Source organism: Streptomyces sp. NPDC001922, assembly GCF_042891165.1.
In the GTDB taxonomy this organism is placed as follows: Bacteria; Actinomycetota; Actinomycetes; order Streptomycetales; family Streptomycetaceae; genus Streptomyces.
Genome location: NZ_JBIASV010000009.1, coordinates 315247 through 335908 on the forward strand (window position 1 = coordinate 315247; position 20662 = coordinate 335908).

At 73.7% G+C, this 20662-nt stretch carries 14 protein-coding genes and 2 pseudogenes; 8 read left to right on the forward strand and 8 right to left on the reverse strand.

Annotated elements, in window-relative coordinates; genetic code table 11:
• Positions 1-123, reverse strand: a pseudogene (locus tag ACFYYR_RS19030) (DUF397 domain-containing protein); the annotation flags it as partial.
• Complete coding sequence (locus tag ACFYYR_RS19035; RefSeq protein WP_388854516.1) at positions 92-1006, reverse strand: Scr1 family TA system antitoxin-like transcriptional regulator; 915 nt, start codon at positions 1004-1006, stop codon at positions 92-94. The pseudogene ACFYYR_RS19030 and the gene ACFYYR_RS19035, both read right to left, overlap by 32 nt.
• A gap of 371 nt (positions 1007-1377) precedes the next feature.
• Between ACFYYR_RS19035 and ACFYYR_RS19040 the strand changes: the two are divergent.
• Positions 1378-1776, forward strand: a pseudogene (locus ACFYYR_RS19040) (ATP-binding protein); the annotation flags it as partial.
• A gap of 206 nt (positions 1777-1982) precedes the next feature.
• On the opposite strand, the gene ACFYYR_RS19045 reads toward ACFYYR_RS19040, so the two are convergent.
• Positions 1983-3197, reverse strand: coding sequence for a diacylglycerol kinase (locus tag ACFYYR_RS19045; protein ID WP_388854278.1), 1215 nt, complete (start codon positions 3195-3197; stop codon positions 1983-1985).
• A 175-nt stretch (positions 3198-3372) separates the two neighbouring features.
• Between ACFYYR_RS19045 and ACFYYR_RS19050 the strand changes: the two genes are divergently transcribed.
• The gene (locus ACFYYR_RS19050) at positions 3373-4656 is read left to right on the forward strand and encodes an adenylosuccinate synthase (RefSeq protein ID WP_388854281.1); all 1284 of its coding nucleotides are present in this window, start codon (positions 3373-3375) and stop codon (positions 4654-4656) included.
• A gap of 176 nt (positions 4657-4832) precedes the next feature.
• Here the strand turns inward: ACFYYR_RS19050 and ACFYYR_RS19055 are convergent, their stop codons facing one another.
• The 4 genes from ACFYYR_RS19055 to ACFYYR_RS19070 all read right to left on the reverse strand — a co-directional run bounded on the left by ACFYYR_RS19055 (position 4833) and on the right by ACFYYR_RS19070 (position 10346).
• Positions 4833-6647, reverse strand: coding sequence for a serine/threonine-protein kinase (locus ACFYYR_RS19055; protein ID WP_388854284.1), 1815 nt, complete (start codon positions 6645-6647; stop codon positions 4833-4835).
• Between the two features lie 463 nt (positions 6648-7110).
• Positions 7111-7695 (reverse strand): MarR family winged helix-turn-helix transcriptional regulator, encoded by a 585-nt coding sequence (locus ACFYYR_RS19060; protein ID WP_388854287.1) that lies wholly within the window; start codon positions 7693-7695, stop codon positions 7111-7113.
• Positions 7692-8321 carry a DJ-1/PfpI family protein gene (locus ACFYYR_RS19065; RefSeq protein ID WP_388854290.1) on the reverse strand — a complete coding sequence of 210 codons (630 nt, stop codon included), beginning with the start codon at positions 8319-8321 and terminating at the stop codon, positions 7692-7694. Before ACFYYR_RS19065 ends, ACFYYR_RS19060 begins: the two co-directional genes overlap by 4 nt.
• Before the next feature lie 165 nt (positions 8322-8486).
• Positions 8487-10346: a DUF4328 domain-containing protein gene (locus ACFYYR_RS19070; protein ID WP_388854293.1), complete on the reverse strand. Its 1860-nt coding sequence runs from the start codon at positions 10344-10346 to the stop codon at positions 8487-8489.
• Positions 10347-10578: 232 nt separating this feature from the next.
• Here ACFYYR_RS19070 and ACFYYR_RS19075 point away from each other — a divergent pair, with 232 nt between their 5' ends.
• From ACFYYR_RS19075 to ACFYYR_RS19095, 5 genes are all read left to right on the forward strand, one after another.
• Positions 10579-11934, forward strand: coding sequence for an aspartate aminotransferase family protein (locus ACFYYR_RS19075; protein WP_388854296.1), 1356 nt, complete (start codon positions 10579-10581; stop codon positions 11932-11934).
• Positions 11935-12270: 336 nt separating this feature from the next.
• On the forward strand, positions 12271-12969 hold the full coding sequence (locus ACFYYR_RS19080; RefSeq protein ID WP_388854299.1) for a GntR family transcriptional regulator: 699 nt from the start codon (positions 12271-12273) through the stop codon (positions 12967-12969).
• Between the two features lie 375 nt (positions 12970-13344).
• Complete coding sequence (locus ACFYYR_RS19085; RefSeq protein ID WP_388854302.1) at positions 13345-14247, forward strand: dolichyl-phosphate beta-glucosyltransferase; 903 nt, start codon at positions 13345-13347, stop codon at positions 14245-14247.
• A complete protein-coding gene (locus ACFYYR_RS19090) occupies positions 14244-16427 on the forward strand; it encodes a glycosyltransferase family 2 protein (RefSeq protein ID WP_388854305.1) in 2184 nt (727 codons plus the stop codon). The genes ACFYYR_RS19085 and ACFYYR_RS19090 overlap by 4 nt, the downstream gene beginning before the upstream one ends.
• A gap of 101 nt (positions 16428-16528) precedes the next feature.
• Positions 16529-17179, forward strand: coding sequence for a hypothetical protein (locus tag ACFYYR_RS19095; RefSeq protein WP_388854308.1), 651 nt, complete (start codon positions 16529-16531; stop codon positions 17177-17179).
• Positions 17180-17322: 143 nt separating this feature from the next.
• On the opposite strand, the gene ACFYYR_RS19100 is transcribed toward ACFYYR_RS19095, so the two are convergent.
• Positions 17323-18078, reverse strand: a complete 756-nt coding sequence (locus tag ACFYYR_RS19100) for an SLATT domain-containing protein (RefSeq protein WP_388854311.1) — start codon at positions 18076-18078, stop codon at positions 17323-17325.
• 639 nt (positions 18079-18717) lie between these two features.
• Here ACFYYR_RS19100 and purD point away from each other — a divergent pair.
• On the forward strand, positions 18718-20007 hold the full coding sequence (purD, locus tag ACFYYR_RS19105) for a phosphoribosylamine--glycine ligase (RefSeq protein WP_388854314.1): 1290 nt from the start codon (positions 18718-18720) through the stop codon (positions 20005-20007).
• Positions 20008-20662 lie beyond the last annotated feature (655 nt).

Here is a 20662-nt window from a genome sequence, read left to right on the forward strand (position 1 = left end):
TCAGGTGTACTGGTCGGCCTTGACGTCAGCTATGAACGCAGCCCAGGAGTCGGCCGGGAAGACCAGCGCCGGACCGCTGGGGTCGTTGCTGTCACGGACGGGGACGAGGCCGGGGAATCCGTCGGCGACCTCGACGCAGTCGCCCCCCTCTTGGTTGCTGTGGCTGCTCTTGCGCCAGGCGGCGCTGGTCAGATCGGGACGGGACACTCGCTCCACGGTGGACGCCCTCCATCACGGATCGGATCATGTCGAGTGACATGAGCGGGGGTAGGGCCATGGCCCGCAGCCGATCGTAGGTCACTGTGAAGAGCTTGACCTCGGTTGGTTCCTCGACGAGTTGGCCATAATGTGCGCCCTCGGTATAGGCGACGTCGGTGGAGTCAGGCAGGTGGAGAAGGGTCAGGGAGCCACCCATCGCGTCGTGCTCTCCCTGATCGAAGGGCAGTACCTGAAGGGTGATCTGAGGGTTGGTGCCTGCTTCCAGAAGCCGGGCCAACTGGTCGCACATGACGACTCCCCCGCCTACTGGTCGCCGTAGTACTGCCTCGTCCAGGACGAACCACAAGTCTGGGCAATCCGAGGACGTCAGCCGCTGTTGTCGCTCCAGTCGGGCTGCAATGCGTTCCTCCAACTGCTCCCGACTCCTGAGAGATCGGCCGACGCTCAGAACCGCCCGCGCATAGCCCTCGGTCTGCAAGAGCCCAGGAACGACGTGCGCCGCGTACTGCCGGATCGCCACCGCCCTGGCCGAATGGGCCATGAACGCTCTCGACCAGTCCGGGAACGCCTCTCGGTGAACGTGCGGCCATAAGTCGACGAGCAGGTTGTCCGCCCCGAGCGCTCGGTCCAGGGCCTGGGCCATCTCGCGGGTCGGTCTGGCCCCTGAGCAGCGCTCGATCTGGGTGATCCGGGTGCTCACCACGTGGGTCTTCTCGCCCAGTTCCGCCTGGGTCAGCCCGGCCGCCGTCCGAAGCCTGCGGACGCGCGCCCCGAAGAGTGCCGCCATCGATTCAGCCGGCTCAATGCCCTTGGCCATGGGTTCACTTCCGTTCCTTACGGCCAGAAAGGTAAGGCTTCATCCCCTTCCGAGCCTAGGCCCGGCGGACGACTCTTGAGCACGGAACGTCACGATCCGCACACGCTGCGGTTCGTGCGCAGGATCGAACCACTGGGATGGACGGCACCGTGCTCAAGACCAAGGCACTGGCGGGCAATGACCCGGAGCGGGAGCGGGAGCGGGAGACGGAGAGCCCCGCGAGGCCACGCGGCGTGGAGGGCAAGGAGAAGGAGGCGGAAGAGAAGGAGGCCGAGGACGGGGAGAGGAAGGCCGAGGGTGCCGAGGCGGCAGCCCCCGGGACGGAGCGTCGGGAGTTCGCGATGCAGTTCACCTCGTCGCCCCGAGGCGCGCGGCTCGCCCGGCGGCTCGCTGTGCGGCGTCTGGCGGAGTGGGGGCACCCGCCCGCGTCGGACCCTTCGTGCACGGTCGCCCTGCTGGTCGGGGAGTTGACGACCAACGCCGTTCGGCACGGGCGCGTACCCGGCCGGGACTTCCGGCTGCGTCTTGCCTGGGATGCGGCTGCCGAACTGATCAGTATCGAGGTCTCGGACGCCGGTCCGCAGTGGCGCGGGGCCGCCGGCTCGATGGCTCCGGCTCCCGGCCCCGACGATGAATCCGGCCGTGGGCTTCTCCTGGTGGATGCCCTGGCCGCCCGCTGGGGTGTGATGCCGCGCGCGGTCGTGGGCAAGACCGTATGGGCCGAGGTGCTGACGGAGTCCGGCCCGTTGACCCTTCCGCCCACGCCTGCGTCCATCCACACGACGCCCGCATCCACCCATACGCCTGCGCCCGCACCATCCACGGCAGCCACGGCATCCACGCCGTCGATGCCGTAGGGCCCGGAGCTCAGCGGCCCGCTTACCAGGACCGCATCACCCCGGACCACGCCGGCCAGGCCCCGCCAGGACCCCCGTTCGCCCCCGCCTCACCCCCGCGGCAGCGTCAGCCGCCACGCGCTCGGGAGGATCGTCCAGGTGCGGGTGCGGACCGGGCCGCGGAGCAGGGCGTCCGCGCGGTAGCGGAAGTCGGGGCCGGAGATGGTGACCGTGTGGGCCCGGGCGGTCAGCGGCTTCGGGCCGTCCGCGGTGCCGGAGTGGATGACGACCTGCACCAGGCCGTCGGCTTCACCGCCCCGGGCGCCGCCGGTCGTCACCGAGACGCCCGCGACGGGCTGGTCCAGGTCGACCAGCACCACGCCGTCGGCCTCGACCCGCAGCCGGTGGGTGCCGCCCTCGCCGAGTCCGTGGCCCGTGGCCGCATCCGCCGGGAAACCTGCCGGGAAGCCCGCCGGGGACGGCTGCGGCGGCACGCCCGCCAACAGCGATGCCCCTGGCGTGTCAGTCCCGGACGGCCGGCCCGTGCCGAGTATCCAGCCGGTTCCGCCGGGCCCGTCCGTCCCGTCCGTCCCGCGAGACCCGCCGGTTCCGCGAGACCTGCCCGTTCCATGAGACCCGGTTGTTCCAGAAGGCCCGTCCACCCCAGAAGGCCCGTCCACCCCAGGGGACCCGTCCGCGCCGTGAGCCCTGTCAGTCCCGTCAGTCCCGTCGGTCCCGCCACTCCCGTCCGCACCATCCGCACCACGCGCCCCCGCGGCGTCCGTGCGCTGGCCCGCCAGGGTGCGTACCAGGGAGCGGCAGGTCCGCAGGCCCGGCTCCCACCACGGCCGCGGGGTGGTCCGGCCGGGGGAGAGGGACGGGTCCGGGACGGTCAGGCCGCCGAGGACCACGCCGTCGCTGTCGTCCACCAGGAGGTCCAGCTCGCGGTCCACCCCGTCCAGCACCGCGCGGGCCGCGGCGACCGGGCCCGTCGGCACGCCCAGGGCGCCCGCCAGGGCCACCGCCGAGGGCGACGCCCCGACCGGGACCAGGGCCAGCGCCGCGTCACCCAGGATCCGCTCCCGGTGCAGCATCCCGACGATGCGCAGCAGCGCCGCGTCGTCGCCGACCACCACCGGCCGCCTACTGCCCCGGCGGGACAGCGCCCGCGCGACCTCCTCGGGACCGTCCGGGAGGCAGATTTTCGCGGTCGCGCCCGCACACAGCACATCTTTCGCGATCCGCACCGCCTCGCCGTCGGTCCGCCGTGCGACCGGGTCGATGACGACGAGCAGGGGGTGTCCGGTGGAAGCTGGAGCCGACACCTCGGTCCTTCCTCAGGTAATCTCTCGGTGCAAGAGCCCCTGTCGCTGTTGCGCCAGGGGCTTCGTCTATCCGGGGCACCGGTTCGACGGCTCTGGTGGCGGGGCGCGGCGAAATACGCCGTGCGATCGCCGCCGTGCACGTTGGACATGCCCCGCCCGGAAGGGGTGTACGCCTGTGCCCGCACTTGTGCTGCTCGGTGCTCAGTGGGGTGACGAGGGCAAGGGAAAGGCCACTGATCTGCTCGGTGGCTCCGTGGATTATGTGGTGCGCTACCAGGGCGGCAACAATGCCGGCCACACGGTCGTCGTCGGCGACCAGAAGTACGCGCTCCACCTCCTCCCCTCCGGGATTCTCTCGCCCGGCTGCACGCCCGTCATCGGTAACGGTGTCGTCGTCGACCCGGCGGTCCTGCTCTCCGAGCTGAGCGGGCTGAACGAGCGCGGCGTCGACACCTCCAAGCTGCTGATCAGCGGCAACGCGCACTTGATCACGCCGTATCACACGACCGTCGACAAGGTGACGGAACGGTTCCTCGGCAAGCGGAAGATCGGTACGACAGGCCGGGGCATCGGTCCCGCCTACGCGGACAAGATCAACCGCGTCGGGATCCGCGTCCAGGACCTGTTCGACGAGTCGATCCTGGAGCAGAAGGTCGACGCGGCCCTCGACTTCAAGAACCAGATCCTGGCCAAGCTCTACAACCGCCGGGCGATCGAGCCCGGCCAGGTCGTGGAGGAGCTGCTCGGCTACGCGGACCAGATCCGCGGCTACGTGGCCGACACCACGCTGATCCTGAACAACGCCATCGACGAGGGCAAGGTCGTCCTCTTCGAGGGCGGGCAGGGCACGCTGCTCGATGTCGATCACGGCACGTACCCCTTCGTCACGTCATCGAACCCGACCGCGGGCGGCGCCTGCACCGGTGCCGGCGTCGGCCCGACGAAGATCAGCCGCGTGATCGGCATCCTCAAGGCGTACACGACGCGCGTCGGTGCCGGCCCGTTCCCGACCGAGCTGTTCGACGAGGACGGCGAGGCGCTGCGCACCATCGGCGGTGAGCGTGGTGTCACCACCGGTCGCGACCGGCGCTGTGGCTGGTTCGATGCGGTTATCGCACGCTACGCGACCCGCGTCAACGGCCTGACCGACTTCTTCCTGACCAAGCTCGACGTGCTCACCGGCTGGGAGCAGATCCCGGTGTGCGTGGCGTACGAGATCGACGGCAAGCGGGTTGAGGAACTGCCCTACAGCCAGACCGACTTCCACCACGCGAAGCCGGTGTACGAGATGCTGCCGGGCTGGTCCGAGGACATCACGAAGGCCAAGACCTTCGCCGACCTGCCGAAGAACGCGCAGGGGTACGTCAAGGCGCTGGAGGAGATGTCCGGCGCCCCGATCTCCGCGATCGGCGTCGGCCCCGGCCGCACCGAGACCATCGAGATCAACTCGTTCCTCTGAGGGCGGGCCACCGCACCACGGACGGCGTTGCCGCTGCCCGGCCCTTGAGGCCGGCAGCGGCAGCGCCGTTTCTGTCAGCAGCCCTGAGGCCGCTCGGCCCGCCGCGTCGGCCCACCGCGGATCATCGGCCCACCGTGGAGCATTGGCCCACCGTGGATCAGGTGAGCGTCGGAGTATCAGTTCACCTTGGAGTAGGTGAGCACCGCGGAGCTGCCGTCGGAGAAGGTGCGCCGCAGGTGGCCCGAATCGGTCAGCTCCAGCGTCGTCACCGGCCCCGCCTTGCAGGACTGCGCAGTTCCGGCGGTCACCGTGGACGGCTCCAGCTGGACCGGCGGGCCGACGGACCGCAGCGTCGCGGCGAACGTGCAGTGGTAGTTCGTCCCATCCGCGGTCATGGTGAAGACCGCGTCCCCGGGGTCGCCCTGGCGCAGCGTGAACCGGCGCACGTCCGAGCCCCCCGCCCCCAGACGCGCCTCCCAGGTGCCCAGGTACTGCCGCGGGATGCCGCCGGACGCGCTCTCCGACGACGTTCCGGGCTCCTTGCCGGAGGTCGCGGGCTCACCGGACCGCTGGGCGTTCACGGAGTCCTGCCGGGCGCTGCCGCCCGTGCCGCCCTGCTGCATCACGGTGTAGACGGTGGTGCCGCCGGCCACCGCCACGACCAGCGCGACCGCCACCATCAGGACGGTCGTCCGGCGCCGCCGCGGCTCCGGTTCGGGTGCGTACCCGACGGTGGTGGCGTACGGGCCGGGGTGCTGTGGCGCGGCATAGCCCGACGCCGGGTACCCCGAGGGCGGGTAGCCGTAGCCGCCGGCCGCCGCGGGGCCGTGACCGGGCTGCGGGTAGCCGTACGCCCCCGCGCCGGCGGGCGGCCCGTACGGCGGGGTGCCGTGGCCCGGGGCCGGTGTGGCGGGTGCGGAGATCATCGTCGGCAGGGCGTGCACCCCGCCCGGGGCCGGCGCCGACGGCCCGGGAGCGGGTCCGCCGCCGGGCTGACCGGGAGCGTGCTGACCGGGAGCGTGCTGACCGGGAGCGGGCTGTCCCGCGGCGGGCGGTGCGGCAGCGGGCGGTGCGGCAGCCGCGGGTGGCGGCTCCGGGTTCTCCGCGTCCAGCAGCTGGACGGCGTGCCGCCCCAGCTCGGCGACGAGACCGCCCGGCAGCCAGGGCTCCCCGGCGGCCGCTTCGGCGTCCGTGCGCTCCAGCACCTGGGCCGGGGTCGGCCGTTGCGCCGGGTCCTTGGCGAGACAGTCGGCGGCCAGCTCGCGCAGCCCCTCCGGCAGCGCGTCCAGGTTCGGCGCCTCCTCGGCGATCCGGAACATCAGCGCGACCCCGCTGGACGCGGAGCCGAACGGCAGCTTGCCGGACGCCGCGTAGGCCAGCACCGAGCCGAGGCAGAACACGTCGCACGCCGCGGTGATGCGTTCGCCGCGGACCTGCTCGGGCGACATGAAGCCGGGCGAGCCGACCAGCGAGCCGGTGCGGGTGAGCCCGACGTCGGTCACGCTCTCCAGGGCCCGGGCGATACCGAAGTCGATCACGCGCGGCCCGTCGATGGTGACCAGCACGTTCGACGGCTTCAGATCGCGGTGGATCAGCCCGGCGCCGTGGATGTCCATCAGCGCGCGGGCCAGCCCGGCGGTCAGGAACCGTACGGACCGCTCGGGCAGCGGCCCGTGCCCGGCGATGACGCTCTGCAGCGAGGGCCCGGCGATGTAGCCGGTCGCCACCCAGGGCGTGGGCGCCTCGGTGTCGGCGTCGAGCACCGGCGCCGTCCATGCCCCGCCGACCCGCCGCGCGGCCTGCACCTCCTGCCGGAAGCGCCGGCGGAACTCCTCCTGCTCGGCCAGCTCCTGCCGGACCAGCTTCACCGCGACCGTACGGCCGCGGTCCGAACGGGCCAGATACACCAGCCCCATGCCCCCCGCGCCGAGTCTTCCGAGCAGCCGGTACGCACCGATCCGCTGCGGGTCATCGGACCTCAGTTCGTCCATGTCCCGTCCCCCTCCCCCTGGTTCCCCACTACGCAGAGGATAGAGGCCGCGGCGGTCGGTGGAGCGGGGCAATGCCGAGGGTTCCCCCAGGGAGTCGCCCGTCCCGGTGGTCTCTCCGGGCGCGCGGGTTTCCTCGTGGACCGCGGGTTTCCCGGGTGTGCGGGGTTTCCCGGGGCCCGCTGGGGTTTCCGGGGGTCCGCTGGAGTCTGCTGGGGCCGTGGGGCCGGGGGCCGCTGGGGCCCGCTGGGGCCGTGGTGCCGGGGGCCGGGGCCTGCGGGGTGGGGGGTTCCGGAACGTATATTTACGGCCCTGGGGGCCACAAATACACGGAAGCTTCCGGAACCCCCCACCCCTCCGGCCCCGTCCCCCTCCCGTGCGTCGTCCTCTTCCCGTGGGTCCCGTAGGTCCCGTAGGTCCCGTAGGTCCTGATGGGCCCGGTGGGCCCGGTGGGCCCGTGCAGGGCTCAGGTCCCGTTGGAGTCCCCGGCCCCGCCTGCGTCTCCGGGCCCGTGGACGGTGGGCCCGGTCTCGTCGCTGCGCCCGGCTTCCATGGCGTGCTCGGCTTCGACGGTGTCCATCGTGCGGGAGAGCCGTTCCAGCACCCGCACGGTCTCCGCGAAGCCGTCCGGTCCCAGTTCGTCCGTCAGCCGGGCGGCGAGCCGCGCGTGGTCCGGGCGGATGCGCTCCACGGACGCGCGGCCCTCCTCGGTCGGCCGGAGCAGCTTGGCGCGGCGGTGTGCCGGGTTGGGGACGTACTCGGCGAGGCCCTTGCCGACCAGCAGATCGGCGATGCGCTGCACACTCTGCCGGGTGATGCCCATGGCGCGGGCGATGCCGGACACCGGCAGGGGCTCCCCGAGCACGGCGCCGAGCACCTGCCACCAGGCGGCGGTCAGCCCGGCCGGTCCGGCCAGCCGCTCCGACACCGTGAGGAACTGGCCGTTGAGGCGGAAGACGCCCAGCGCGGTCCGGGACAGCAGCTCGGCCTCGCCGGGAACGTGCGTCTCGCCGCCCCCGCCGGATGACGCGCCCCCGCCGGGCCCCGTCATCCAGCCGCCGCCATCAGGACGGGGAAGGCGCCGGCGTCCGAGTGGCGGAACAGGCGGTACCAGGCGTCCAGCACCTCCGGCTCCATCAGGTCCAGCTCGGCGAAGATCTCCCGGGCGAAGGCGACCGGCTCGGTGGGACCGGCGGTGATCAGCCCGCGGTCGCGGACCGCGTCCGTCTCCCGGTAGCGCTCCGCGCCCCGGTAGCCGGGCTGTCCGGCGAGGTAGCCGGCCGCGCCGCTGGTGTGGTCGCGGTCGTCCAGCAGCCCCTCGCGGGCCAGTCCGGCCGTCGCGCCGCAGATGGCGGCGACCGGCACTCCGGCGTCCAGGAAGGTGCGGGCGGCCCGCGCGAACGGTGCGTTCTCCGCGCCGCCGTCCCAGAGTTCCGCGCCCGGCAGGATCAGCAGCGCGCTGTCCTCGGGGCGCAGCGCGTCCAGGCCGAGGCCGGGGACGAGCTGCAGCCCGCCCATGGTCGTGACGGGGCCGCCGGTCGCCGAGACGGCGACGACGTCGACCCCGTCGCGCGGGGCCCGGTGGCACGCGGTGTTGCGGAGGTGGGCCGTGGCGTGCCCGAGCTCCCAGTCGGCGAGGGTGTCGTAGACGGCCACGTGCACGGTTCTGCGGGGCATGGCTCCTCCGTACGTGTCGGGCGGCCCGGGAGCGCCGGATGCGGCTCCTCGGCCGCCGGGGATGCCGTCGGCCGTCCGCCGGAGCACCCCGATATGCAGCATGCTGTCAAGGAGGCAGCATGCTGTCAATCGGTTTCCGGGTTCGGTGAGCCCCCGGCTGAGGTGTCAGTACCTCCGGCCGTACGCGGGGCCGAACCCCGGATTGCCCTGCTGCTGCCGCGCCGTGTTGCGCTTCACCTGGAGCGAGGTGAGCCGCAGGACCACCGAGAGCGCGAGCACGGCCGCCGGGAGGGTGACGACATCGGTGAGGATGGCCCAGGCCGTGACCCCGGCGTAGTCGTCGGTGGTCTCCGCGGCGACGGCCACCAGCTCGTTCAGCCACCCGGTGGCGTACATGGTGAGGAACAGCGCCCACCACCAGCCGAGCAGCGCGAGGGACGGCCGGCGGGTCCCCGGCCCGTACGGTCCGGGCACGCTCGGTTCGACGCTCGCCCGCCAGATGTCGTTCGCGATCTGCTTGGGGAACCACAGCTGGACGACCGGGGTGAACCAGCCGCCGATGGTCCAGCCGCGGCTCAGCCGCTGGCTGCCCGGCGAGAACACCTCGGCATTGAGGTACAGGCGCCGGAACCAGACCAGCCAGAGCACCACGACGGTCAGGGACACCACCGCGGCCGCCGCCCCGACCGAGTCGACCGTGCCCTGGCCGTCGTGGATCGCCGCCCGTGAACCTGTACCGGCGGAGTAGGCCTCGTACGCGTCGTAGACGGCCCAGTTGAGCTTGAGGTCGATCAGCAGGAACACCGTCGACAGCCCCAGCATGACCGCCAGCCAGGTGCCCAGGGTGCGCGGCGAGCGCCACACCGGGGCCGTCCCGTGACCGGAGTACGGCGCGGGAGCGGGGCCGTACGGGGGTGCCGCGGGGCCGTACGCCGGGTGGGCGGGCGGCGGGGTGGACACCGGCGGGACCGGGGGCGGCGGTGTCGACTGCACGGGCGTCGCGTGCAGCGGCACCGCCGGGGGCGGCGTCGCGACCGCGTTCTGCACCGGGACGGCCTCGGGCAGCGGCTGGGAGACCACGGCCTGCGGCGCGGGGGAGGGGCCGGGCGCCGGGGCCGACGGCCGTTCCGCCTCCAGCTCCAGCAGTTGCAGCGCCTCGCGGCCGAGCCGGGCCAGCAGTCCGCCGGGCAGCCACGGTTCGGTGCCCGCGCCGCCTGCCGTGTGCGCCAGCACCTGGTCGACGGTGACCCGCGCCGCGGGGTCCTTGGCGAGGCAGCCGGTCACCAGCTCCCGGAGCGCGTCCGGAAGGCCCGTCAGATCGGGCTCCTCCTGGGCTATTCGGTACATCAGCGCGTGCATCCCGCTGTTGGCGGTGCCGAAGGGCTGGCGCCCGGTCGCCGCGAAGGCCAGCACGGATCCGAGGCAGAACAGATCGCTCGCGGTCGTGACCCGCTCACCGCGGACCTGCTCGGGCGACATGAAGCCGGGCGAGCCGACGACCGCGCCGGTCATCGTCAGTCCGTTTCCGGCGAGCGTCTCCACGGCGCGGGCGATGCCGAAGTCGATGACGCGGGGCCCGTCGATCGTGATGAGCACGTTGGACGGCTTCAGGTCGCGGTGCACCAGACCGGCGCCGTGGATGTCCCGCAGGGCGTGGGCGAGGCCGTTGCCGAGGGTCAGCACCGCGTGCTCGGGCAGCGGCCCGAACTCGTCCGCGACGACCGCGTGCAGGGAGGGCCCGCCGATGTAGCCGGTGGCCACCCAGGGCGTCGCCGCGTCGGTGTCGGCGTCCAGCACGGGGGCCGTCCAGGCGCCGCCGACCCGCCGCGCGGCCTCCACTTCGGCCGCGAACCGGCGCCGGAAGTCGGGCTGGTGGGCCAGTTCGCTCTGGACGAGTTTGACCGCGACCGTGCGCCCGCGTTCGGAACGCGCCAGGTACACCCGCCCCATGCCGCCCTCGCCCAGTCGGCCGAGCAGCCGGTACTCACCGATCCACTGCGGGTCGTCGGCCCTCAACGCGTCCATCTCAGCATCCCCCGTTCCCTGGTGCCCTGCGGGACGAGGATAGGGGGACCGGGGCGCCGGGGTCCCGTCCGTACCGGGGTCCGGACCGGCCGCGGCGTCCTCCGTTTCCGCGCCGGGCCGGGGCCGGACGGACCGGCGCCGGCCCCGCGACCCGACAGGGTGCCGGGCGACGTGGCCGAGGCCATACAGATTGGCGGTGTCCGGCGGCCGGTGCCGCTCCTAGTCTGTGCCCATGACCCCTCCCGCAGATTCCCAGGTCGGAAAGGCTGTCAAGGCCGTCGACCGTGCCCATGTCTTCCACTCCTGGTCCGCACAGGGGCTCATCGACCCCTTGCCGATCGCCGGAGCCGAGGGCTCGTACTTCTGGGACTACGACGGCAACCGCTACCTCGACTTCTCCTCCCAGCTGGTGAACACCAACATCGGTCACCAGCACCCCAAGGTCGTCGCCGCCATCCAGGAGCAGGCCGCCAAGCTGTGCACCATCGCGCCGGGCTTCGCCGTCGACGTCCGCGCCGAGGCGGCACGCCTGATAGCCGAGCGCACCCCCGGCGACCTCGACAAGATCTTCTTCACCAACGGCGGTGCCGAGGCCGTGGAGAACGCCGTGCGCATGGCGCGGCTGCACACCGGCCGGCACAAGGTGCTGTCCGCCTACCGCTCGTACCACGGGGCCACCTCCACCGCGATCAACCTCACCGGTGACCCGCGCCGCTGGCCGTCCGACACGGCGTCCGCGGGCGTCGTGCACTTCTGGGGCCCGTTCCTCTACCGCTCCCACTTCCACGCGGAGACCGAGGAGCAGGAGACCGAGCGCGCGCTGCAGCACCTGGAGGAGCTCATCGCCTTCGAGGGGCCGCAGTCGATCGCCGCGATCATCCTGGAGACGGTCGTCGGCACCGCGGGCATCCTCGTCCCGCCGCCCGGCTACCTCGCCGGGGTCCGCGACCTCTGCGACCGGCACGGCATCGTCTTCATCCTCGACGAGGTGATGGCGGGCTTCGGCCGCACCGGCCGCTGGTTCGCCGCCGACCACTTCGACGTCACCCCCGACCTGATGACCTTCGCCAAGGGCGTCAACTCCGGCTACGTCCCGCTCGGCGGGGTCGCGATCTCCGCGGAGATCGCCGCCACCTTCGACCAGCGGCCGTACCCGGGCGGGCTCACCTACTCCGGCCACCCGCTGGCCTGCGCCTCGGCCGTCGCGACGATCAACGCGATGGCGGAGGAGGGCATCGTGGAGAACGCCGCCTCGATCGGTGAGAACGTCCTCGGCCCCGGCCTGGAGGAACTCGCCGCCCGCCACCCGAGCGTGGGCGAGGTCCGCGGCATGGGCGCCTTCTGGGCCCTGGAGCTGGTCAAGGACCGGGACACCCGCGAACCGCTGGTGCCGTACAACGCCGCGGGCCCGGCCAACGCGCCGATGGGCGACTTCGCGGCGGCGTGCAAGCAGCGCGGTCTGTGGCCGTTCGTGAACATGAACCGGACCCATGTCGTCCCGCCGTGCACCATCACCGAGGCCGAGGCCAAGGAAGGGCTCGCGGCCCTGGACGAGGCGCTGACGGCGGCGGACGCGCACACCGTCTGACAGCGGCCGGCACGGCTCCGGTCCGAAACGACTGCGGTCCGGCTCGGCTTCGGGTCCGTACGACTTCGGTCCGCGGAGCGCGCCGGCCGGCGTCGGCGGCGGTCTCCGTACGACGGCTCCCGTGTGGCGTGGTTCATACGGGAGCCCCGTGCGGCGTCCTGCCGCGCGTTCCATGTGGCGTCCTTCACCTGACGGCCCCCGCAAGGCGGCCGGCACGCGGCAGCGCGGGCCCGGACGCCCCGCACGCGGGCCGGAGCCCGTCCGGCCGTCGCCTATCGTGATGCGACGGCCGTTCGCGCAGGTGTGCGGTCGCGTTCCCTAAGGAGATCCCCGACCATGCCCGGCACCGGCCCCGTCACGCGCAACACCCTGCGCCAGCAGATCGCCGAGGCGCTGCGCGACGAGGTGCTCGCCGGGCGGCTGCCCGCGGGCCGGCACATCACGGTCCGGGAGATCGCCGAACAGTACGGGGTCTCCGCCACCCCGGTGCGCGAGGCGCTCGTCGACCTCTCCGTGCAGGGGCTCGTCGATCTGGAGCACCACCGCGGCTTCCAGGTGCACCGGTTCACCCCCGACGACTTCCGCAACATGGTCGAGGCCCGCGCCCTGGTCATCGACGGCATCTTCCGGTTCGCCACCGAGCGGGTGCTGGAGGCGGCCGGCAGCGACGGGCTGGCCTCCGTCCGCCGCCGTGCCGAGGAGGCCGAGCGGGCCTCGCGGGCCGGGGACCTGGACATCCTCATCGGCTACGACCTCAGGTTCTGGGGCGAATTGGGCGGGCTCGTAGGGAATCCGTACATCTCGGACCTGCTGCACCGGGTGCGGGTGCAGGGATGGGCCTTCGTCGTGCCCCACCTGCGCCGGCAGCGGAGCCTCAAGGGCCGGCTGTGGTCCCGGCACGGCGAACTCGTCGACGCCGTCGGCAGCCGGGACGCCGCCACCGCGCAGCGCATCATCGCCGAGTACAACGAACACTCGCTCCGGCTCCTCGACCACCTGACGGCGGGCGGCGAGCGGCCCGGGGGGACCGGCTGACGGCAGGCGCCGGGCGGTCCGCGGGGGCGGGCCGATGAGGGGCCGGGTGTCCGCGCGGGCGGGCTGATCCGGGGCCGGGTGTTCGCGGAGGCCGGCGACGGCAGGTGCCGGGTGGTTCGCGGAGACCGGTTGACCCCTCCGACGGGTGTGCGGCCGCCCGGCCACGGGGGCCGATGGTCAGGCGGACGGTTGGAACGGCCGTCACGCGGACGGGTGGGCCCGCGGGTGCGCGGGCAGGCGTGCGGAGACCGGTGGCGCGACGGGTGTGACGGACGTGACGGCCCCCGCACGTACGCCCCTTGACCCGCCCGGCAGGGTACGGGCCGGTACCGTACACACGGTCGACCACGGCACGGGGAGCAGGGGGGAACAGCTATGGACGCCGTACACCGGGCCGCGCTGCCCGGACCCCGGTCCCGGCACCCCGCCGAAGCGGTCCCCGTCCTCGACATCTCGGTGGTCATCCCGGCCTACAACGAGGAACACCGGCTGCTCCCCGGCGTCGACGACGTCTGCCGCTATCTGCGGGCGGCCGGCGTCCGCTGGGAGGTCATCGTCGTCGACGACGGCTCCGCGGACGCGACCGCGGCCGTCGCCGCCGCGGCAGCCGCCGAGGAGCCCCGCATCCGGCTGCTGCGCGCCCCCGTCAACCGCGGCAAGGGCCACGCGGTACGGATCGGGATCGCCGCCTCCCGCGGCCGCCGCGTCCTGTTCTGCGACGCGGACGCCGCGACCCCCATCGGCGAACTCGCCCTGCTGCACGAGCGGCTGGACCAGGGCTACGCCGCCGCGATCGGCTCCCGCGCCCGCCCCGGAGCGCGCATCGGGACCCGTCAGCACCCGCTGCGCGAACTGCTGGGCAAGGCGGGGAACCGGCTGATCCAGGCGATGGCGGTACCCGGCATCCGGGACACCCAGTGCGGCTTCAAGCTCTTCGACGGCGACAAGGCACGCACGGCCTTCGCCCGCGCCCGTACGGACGGCTGGGGCTTCGACGTCGAGATCCTGCGGATCTTCCACGCCAGCGGCTGGCCGATAGCCGAGGTGCCGGTGCGCTGGTCGCACCGGCCCGGCTCCAAGGTCGGCCCGCTGGACTACGCCAAGGTGCTGGCCGAGGTCGTACGGGTCCGGCTCCAGGGGGCCGCGCCGCGCGTCGTCGACGAGCGCGGTGACGGGTACGGCGATGGGGAGCAGGGGGCGGACGGCCCCGACGCCGGTCCGCGTGACAGCGACGGGCACGACGCCGGCCGGCGCGACAGCGAATCGAGGACGCGGTGACGGACAACCGGCCGACGACGGCCCCGGAGCCGGACGGCGTCGGCACCCGGCGCGGCACCGGCATCCGGGAGCCGGGGCAGGACGTGGAGCCGGGGCAGGACGTGCAGTCGGGGCAGGGCGTGCAGCCGGGCCCGCGGCTCCCGTGGCCGCGGATTCGCCCCACCGGGCGGGCGCGCCCCACCGAGCGCCCCACCGCGCGAGGGCGCCTCACCGCGCGGCTGCGCTCCGCCGTGCGCCGGCGCCCTGCCGCGCTCGCCGTCCCGGTCGGCTATCTGCTGGCGTCGCTCCTGCTCTACGTCCACCTGTGGGCCGACCTCGACCGGCGCTACCTGGTCGACAGCATGCGCGACCAGAACCAGTGGGAGTGGTTCTTCGCCGTCACGGCACACAACGTACTGAACCTGGACAACCCACTCTTCACGGTTCAGCAGAACTTCCCGTCCGGTGTGAACCTCATGGCCAACACCGTGATGCTCGGGCTGTCCGTGCCCCTGGCCCCGGTCACCGCGCTGTTCGGCCCGACCGTCACCTGGGCACTCGTCCTGACGGGCGGACTCGCGGGCACGGCCACCGCCTGGTACTGGCTCATCCGCAAGTACCTCACCCGCGACCGCGCGGCGGCGGTCCTCGGCGGTGCGTTCAGCGCCTTCGCGCCGCCGATGATCTCGCACGCCAACGCGCACCCCAACCTCGTGGTGCTGTTCGCGATTCCGCTGATCATCGACCGGCTGCTCCGGCTCTGCGGCACTCCGCCCATCACTGCTCCGCCCATCACTGCTTCGCCCATGCCCGCTTCGCCGATGACCGCTTCGGCCACCGGGCACGGAGCGGAGAGCGCCGAGCCGGAGAGCGCCGAGCCGGAGAACGCCGAGCCGGAGAGCGCCGAGCCCGCAACAGGCCCCGAAAAGGGCCCCGAAAAGCGCGCGGCGCAGAGCAGCGAGCCCCGGCTCCCTCCCCGCCCGCTGCGCGACGGGATCGTGCTCGGGCTGCTGCTCGCCTGGCAGATCTTCCTCGGTGAGGAATCGCTGCTGCTCGCCGCCACCGGCATGCTGGTCTTCGCGGTCGCGCACGCCTGCATGCGCCGCACGTTCGCCCGCGCCGCGCTGGGACCGCTGCTGCGCGGTGTCGGCATCGCCACCGTCGTCTGCCTGCCCCTCGTCGCGTACCCGCTGTACTGGCAGTTCGCCGGCGACCAGAGCTACCGCAGCATCCTGCACGGCCCCACCGGCAACCCGCCGCTCGCGCTCTTCGAGTTCTCCGCCCGCGCGCTCGCCGGCGACGTGCAGCGCGCCGCCGCCCTGTCGATGAACCCGACCGAGCAGAACGCCTTCTACGGCTGGCCGCTGGCCTCCCTGCTGCTCGGCACCGTCCTGCTGCTCTGGGACCGGGTGGCGGTGCGTGCCCTGACCTGGACGGTGGTCGTGGCCGCCGTGCTGTCCCTCGGGGTGAGCATCCCGCTGGCGTTCACCGACACGGCGACTCCCGGCCCCTGGTGGGTCCTCGACAAGCTGCCGCTCTTCGAGTCGGTCATCGAGTCGCGCTACGCGATGGTGTGCGCCCCGGCCATCGGCATGCTGCTGGCCCTGGCGTGGACGGCGGTCGCGGAGTCCGCGCGGGCCGCCGCGGCCGGGGAGGGGACGGAGCGGGAACGCCGCAAGCGGGCGCTCGTCATGCGGGTCGCCGCGGGCGTCGCCCTCACCGCCGGCCTGCTGCCGATCGTCCCCCGGCCCCTGGAGGCCGTCGACCGGCCGGCCGTCCCGCAGGTCGTCGCGGACGGCACCTGGCGCAGTTACGTCCGGCCCGGACAGTCGCTCGTCCCCGTGCCGCTGCCGTCGCCGGGCGAGGCGAGCGCGCTGAAGTGGCAGATCGACGCCGACTTCGGCTTCCCGCTGCCCGGCGGCTACTTCAACGGCCCGGCCGGCCCCGACCGGGTCGGGATCTACGGCGCCGTGCCGCGCCCCACCAACGACCTGCTGCGCGATGTCCGCTACACCGGCCGCATCCCGCAGATCGGCCCCGACCAGCAGCGAGCCGCCCGCGAGGACCTGCGGTTCTGGCGCGCGGGTGCGCTCGTCCTCGCCTCGCAGCCGAACGACGAGGCGCTGCGCATCACCGTGCAGCGGCTGCTGGGTGTGGAAGGGCGCCGTGTCGGGGACGCCTGGGTGTGGGACGTGGGCTGACGCAGGGTGCCCGGGGCACTACGCTGTCCCGACCGACCAACGAGCAGCTGTGCCGACCGACCAACGAGTAGAAGTCCGCCCCCGGAAGAGAGCGAGCCCCCGTGGCGTGTGACCTGTGGCTGGTCCCCCTCGTCGACGTACTGTGCCAGAGCCCCGACAATCCGTTCGCCGAAGAGCTCGCGACCTTCGACAAGGCCCTGAACGACGCCGGCCTGCCTCCCGTCCCCGTCTTCGGCTACATGCCGGGCCTGTCCGGGACCGTCGCCCCGGTCGCCGGCTTCGACTACGACGCGCTCCACTTCCTGCGCCGCGCCTACCTGTTGCAGGTCTGCCGGCTGCCGGTGACACCGGTGGACGAACTGGGCGGCGACTACGAGCAGTTGCTGGAGATGTTCGAGTCCACGGCTCAGCAGTCGCACCTGGTCTGGCACTACGACCACGCGGGTGCCTATGTGCCGGTGGACTTCCCGCAGCCGCTGACCAACGAGGAACTGCTCGCCGGCGGCGGCCCCCTGGGGTCGAGCAACGGTCTGCTCCGCGAACTGGAGGCGGTGGCACCGGCGATCGGCATCGACCCGGCCAACCCGCCCGCCGCACCGGCCGCACCGGGCCGCCCCACCGAGCTCGAGGAGCCGGCCGCGACGGCCCCTTACGACGACAGCCCGTACGCCCGCGAGCGGCACGTCTGGCTGGGCCTGCACGCGGCGGCGACCCGGAGTCTGGGCCAGGGCTCAATGATCGTCTTCAGCTGACCCGCTGACCCGCTGACCCGCCGAGGTTCGTGCCGGGGCGGTCATCGGCCCGGCAGGGAATCGTTCGAGCCCGTCCTTCACACCCCGAGTCCCTCACTCCAGGCCCTCAAATCCCACGGCCACGGCCCCGCCCGGCCCGCGTCCTAGAGACGCGGGCCCTCCGGCGGCCGCTGGCGCGGCATGTTCGGACGGGCGCCGGGCGGCAGCGAGAAGCGGCCGGCCGGCTGTCCGAGCTGTTCCGGCCGCGGCCCCCACGGCACCAGCGACTGGGTGCGCAGCGGAGCGGCGCCGGCCCGGAACTCCACCATCCAGTCCGCCGTCTCGGACCGCACGAGGTCCGAGACCCCCTCCGAGAAGCGGCGCAGCACCGTCAGGCAGCGTTCCGCGGCCTCGCTCGCGGTGCCCTCGGTCGGCCCCAGCACCTCGCGCACACTCTCCGACGCCCAGTCGAACTGCAGCGCCTCCAGCCGGCGTTGCACCGCCTGGGCCGTGGCGACATCGCGCATCCAGCCGGACGTCAGCCCGAAGAACCGGTCAGCGCCCAGGCACACCACGGCGGTCGCCAGGGCGAGACAGCCCCACCCCGCCCCGTCGCCCAGCACCTCCGTCAGGTCCAGCAGCGGGAGCGTGACCCCGACGGTGGCCGTGACGGCCGCGGCCAGGCGCAGGGCCCTGGCGCCCTGCCGCTTCCAGAGCCGCCCCGCGAGATACCAGTCGACGGTGTCCAGCGCTCTGCCCTCCACCCACCGGTACAGGTCCTCCAGCCGGTCCGCGGGCTCGCCCCAGTCACCGGAGGGGAGGGGACGGCCGTGGAGATCGCCGGGGCTCCGCCCGCCCTCCTCGCGCGCCTCGCCGCCCTCGCGCGGAAGCTTCTCGGGCTGCATCTCCGGCTTGCTCACCGTGCGCTCCCTCTGCGATGGCGATGCGGTGCTGTGCGCTGCGCGGCAGGGGTGCCGTGCCGTGCGTACGGACGTGCGGTCGGCGCGGCGCTGTTCGCCGCGGGTGCGGTGCCGCGGTTCCCCGCGGTGCGCGCGGACCGCGGCAACGGGCCTCGCGCGGCCCCCTTCCTACCGCCGAAAGGCTGGCTGCGCGGGCACGAACGCGGGAATTCCGCTCGGAAGGGGTGCGTGATCAGGTAGAGGGCCCGGTACTGCTCACTCGAAGGAGTGAGGCGCCAGTGGCCGGCAGGGCGAGGGCCGCCGATCCACGCTGCTTGCTGCCCACCCGCGCTCCCCGGCTCGGCTCCCCACACCCGCTCCCCAGCCGATGTCCCAGCCGGCCGTCGGCCCGCCCTGCCGCACCGCCCCCGCCCGCCTGCCGCACCGGCTCCTGCGTTCCGCACCGGCTCCTGCGTCCCGACCGGTTACCTGCCTGCCGGGGCACCCTGCCGACCGGTCCCCGGTCCTCCCCCGACCGGGACGGCACCGCAGGGAAAGCCCGTCCCAGGCCCCTCCCCGACCCCTCCGCGCGTACCCACCACGACCCCGCCGGAGGGGCGGCACGCCGTGCCCGGGGTGCGGCCGACTACTCTGAAGCGCGTGAAGGTCCTCGTCATCGGCGGCGGCGCCCGCGAACACGCCCTGTGCCGCTCTCTCTCCCTCGACCCCGACGTCACCGCGCTGCACTGCGCCCCCGGCAACGCAGGGATCGCCGAGGTCGCCGAGCTGCACCGGGTGGACGCCCTGGACGGCCGGGCCGTGGCCGACCTGGCCCAGCGGCTCGCGGCGGACCTGGTGGTCGTCGGCCCCGAGGCCCCGCTGGTCGCCGGGGTGGCGGACGCCGTCCGCGACCGCGGCATCCCGGTCTTCGGCCCGTCCGCCGAGGCGGCGCAGCTGGAGGGCTCCAAGGCCTTCGCCAAGGACGTCATGGCCGCGGCGAACGTCCCGACCGCCCGCGCCTACCTCTGCACCGACGAGCGCGAGGTCGACGAGGCGCTGGACGCCTTCGGCCCGCCGTACGTCGTCAAGGACGACGGCCTGGCCGCCGGCAAGGGCGTCGTGGTCACCGAGGACCTGCCGACCGCCCGCGCCCACGCGCTGGCCTGCGTCGGCACCCCCGGCGGCCCCGCGGGCGCCACCGGCCGCGTGGTCATCGAGGAGTTCCTGGACGGCCCCGAGGTCTCCCTCTTCGCCGTCACCGACGGCGAGACCGTCCTGCCGCTCCAGCCCGCCCAGGACTTCAAGCGCGCCCTCGACGCCGACGAGGGGCCCAACACCGGCGGCATGGGGGCCTACTCCCCGCTGCCCTGGGCGGACCCGAAGCTGGTCGACGAGGTCCTGGCGACCGTGCTCCAGCCCACCGTGGACGAGCTCCGCCGCCGGGGCACCCCGTTCTCCGGCCTGCTCTACGCGGGGCTGGCGATCACCTCCCGCGGCGTGCGCGTCATCGAGTTCAACGCCCGCTTCGGCGACCCGGAGACCCAGGTCGTGCTGGCCCGGCTGAAGACGCCGCTGGCCGGGCTGCTGCACGCCGCGGCGACCGGCACGCTGGCCGCCTTCCCGCCGCTGCGGTGGAGCGACGGCGCGGCGGTCACCGTCGTCATCGCCTCGCACAACTACCCGGGAACGCCCCGCACGGGCGATCCGATCGAGGGCCTGGCAGACGTCGCGGACCAGGACGAGCACGCCTACGTGCTGCACGCGGGGACCAAGCTCGGCGAGTCCGGCGAGGTGCTGAGCGCGGGCGGCCGGGTGCTGTCGGTCACGGCGACCGGCCCGGACCTCTCCGCCGCCCGGGACCGCGCGTACCGGGGCGTGGCGCGGATCCGGCTGGACGGGGCGCACCACCGCACCGACATCGCGGCCAAGGCGGCATCGGCCGAGAGCTGAGCGGACCCGCCACGGGCGGGTCCCGCACCGTCGGCACGGCGGCGTACCGCGCTTCGGCGCCGGTACGGCGCCGGGCCGCAGCGGGGCCGGGGTCCGTACCGGCATCCGCGCCCGTACCGGCATCCGCGTCCCCACCCGCTCGCGGAATCGCCGCCCGCGCCCGCCTCAGGGCTCCCCGTCCATGCCCGTATCAAGGGCTTCCCGTCCGCGCGCGTCAGGGCTCGCGCGGCGCCCTCATCCGCATTCGTAGCGGCGCCCTCGTCCGCATCCGTACGCGCCGCCGCAAGCCCTGCTCGCGGCTGCGCTGCCCGGCCGTACGGTGCCCGCTCCATCCCGCTTCGGAGTGATTCCAGGCGGCCGGCGAGCGACAGCCGTTCCGGACCCCCGGCGAACCGCTCCCGTTCCCGCCGGAGCCCGCCACGGCCCGCCGGAGGCGATGGGCGGCGAGGGGAGGCCTCGGGGCCCGCCGGGGCCCGCCGGAAGGCTGTCGCAGGCGCCGCAGGCCGTCCGAACCCAACCCCAGGGCCGAGCGCAGCGGAACCGGCTTTACCCAAAGCCATTCCATCGAGTGACCGGTTCGTCATACCGCTGACGCATGCGCACCCCCCAACTAGGGTTCCGCGCAGGCGCGCCCCGGGGCATCCGGGGGGGCGTC

Coding starts and splice junctions, on each gene's coding strand:
- ACFYYR_RS19035 (WP_388854516.1), bottom strand. CDS start 1,006: ATGGCGGCACTCTTCGGGGCGCGCGTCCGCAGGCTTCGGACGGCGGCC.
- ACFYYR_RS19055 (WP_388854284.1), bottom strand. CDS start 6,647: ATGGACGAACTGAGGTCCGATGACCCGCAGCGGATCGGTGCGTACCGG.
- ACFYYR_RS19060 (WP_388854287.1), bottom strand. CDS start 7,695: ATGACGGGGCCCGGCGGGGGCGCGTCATCCGGCGGGGGCGGCGAGACG.
- ACFYYR_RS19065 (WP_388854290.1), bottom strand. CDS start 8,321: ATGCCCCGCAGAACCGTGCACGTGGCCGTCTACGACACCCTCGCCGAC.
- ACFYYR_RS19070 (WP_388854293.1), bottom strand. CDS start 10,346: ATGGACGCGTTGAGGGCCGACGACCCGCAGTGGATCGGTGAGTACCGG.
- ACFYYR_RS19075 (WP_388854296.1), top strand. CDS start 10,579: ATGACCCCTCCCGCAGATTCCCAGGTCGGAAAGGCTGTCAAGGCCGTC.
- ACFYYR_RS19080 (WP_388854299.1), top strand. CDS start 12,271: ATGCCCGGCACCGGCCCCGTCACGCGCAACACCCTGCGCCAGCAGATC.
- ACFYYR_RS19085 (WP_388854302.1), top strand. CDS start 13,345: ATGGACGCCGTACACCGGGCCGCGCTGCCCGGACCCCGGTCCCGGCAC.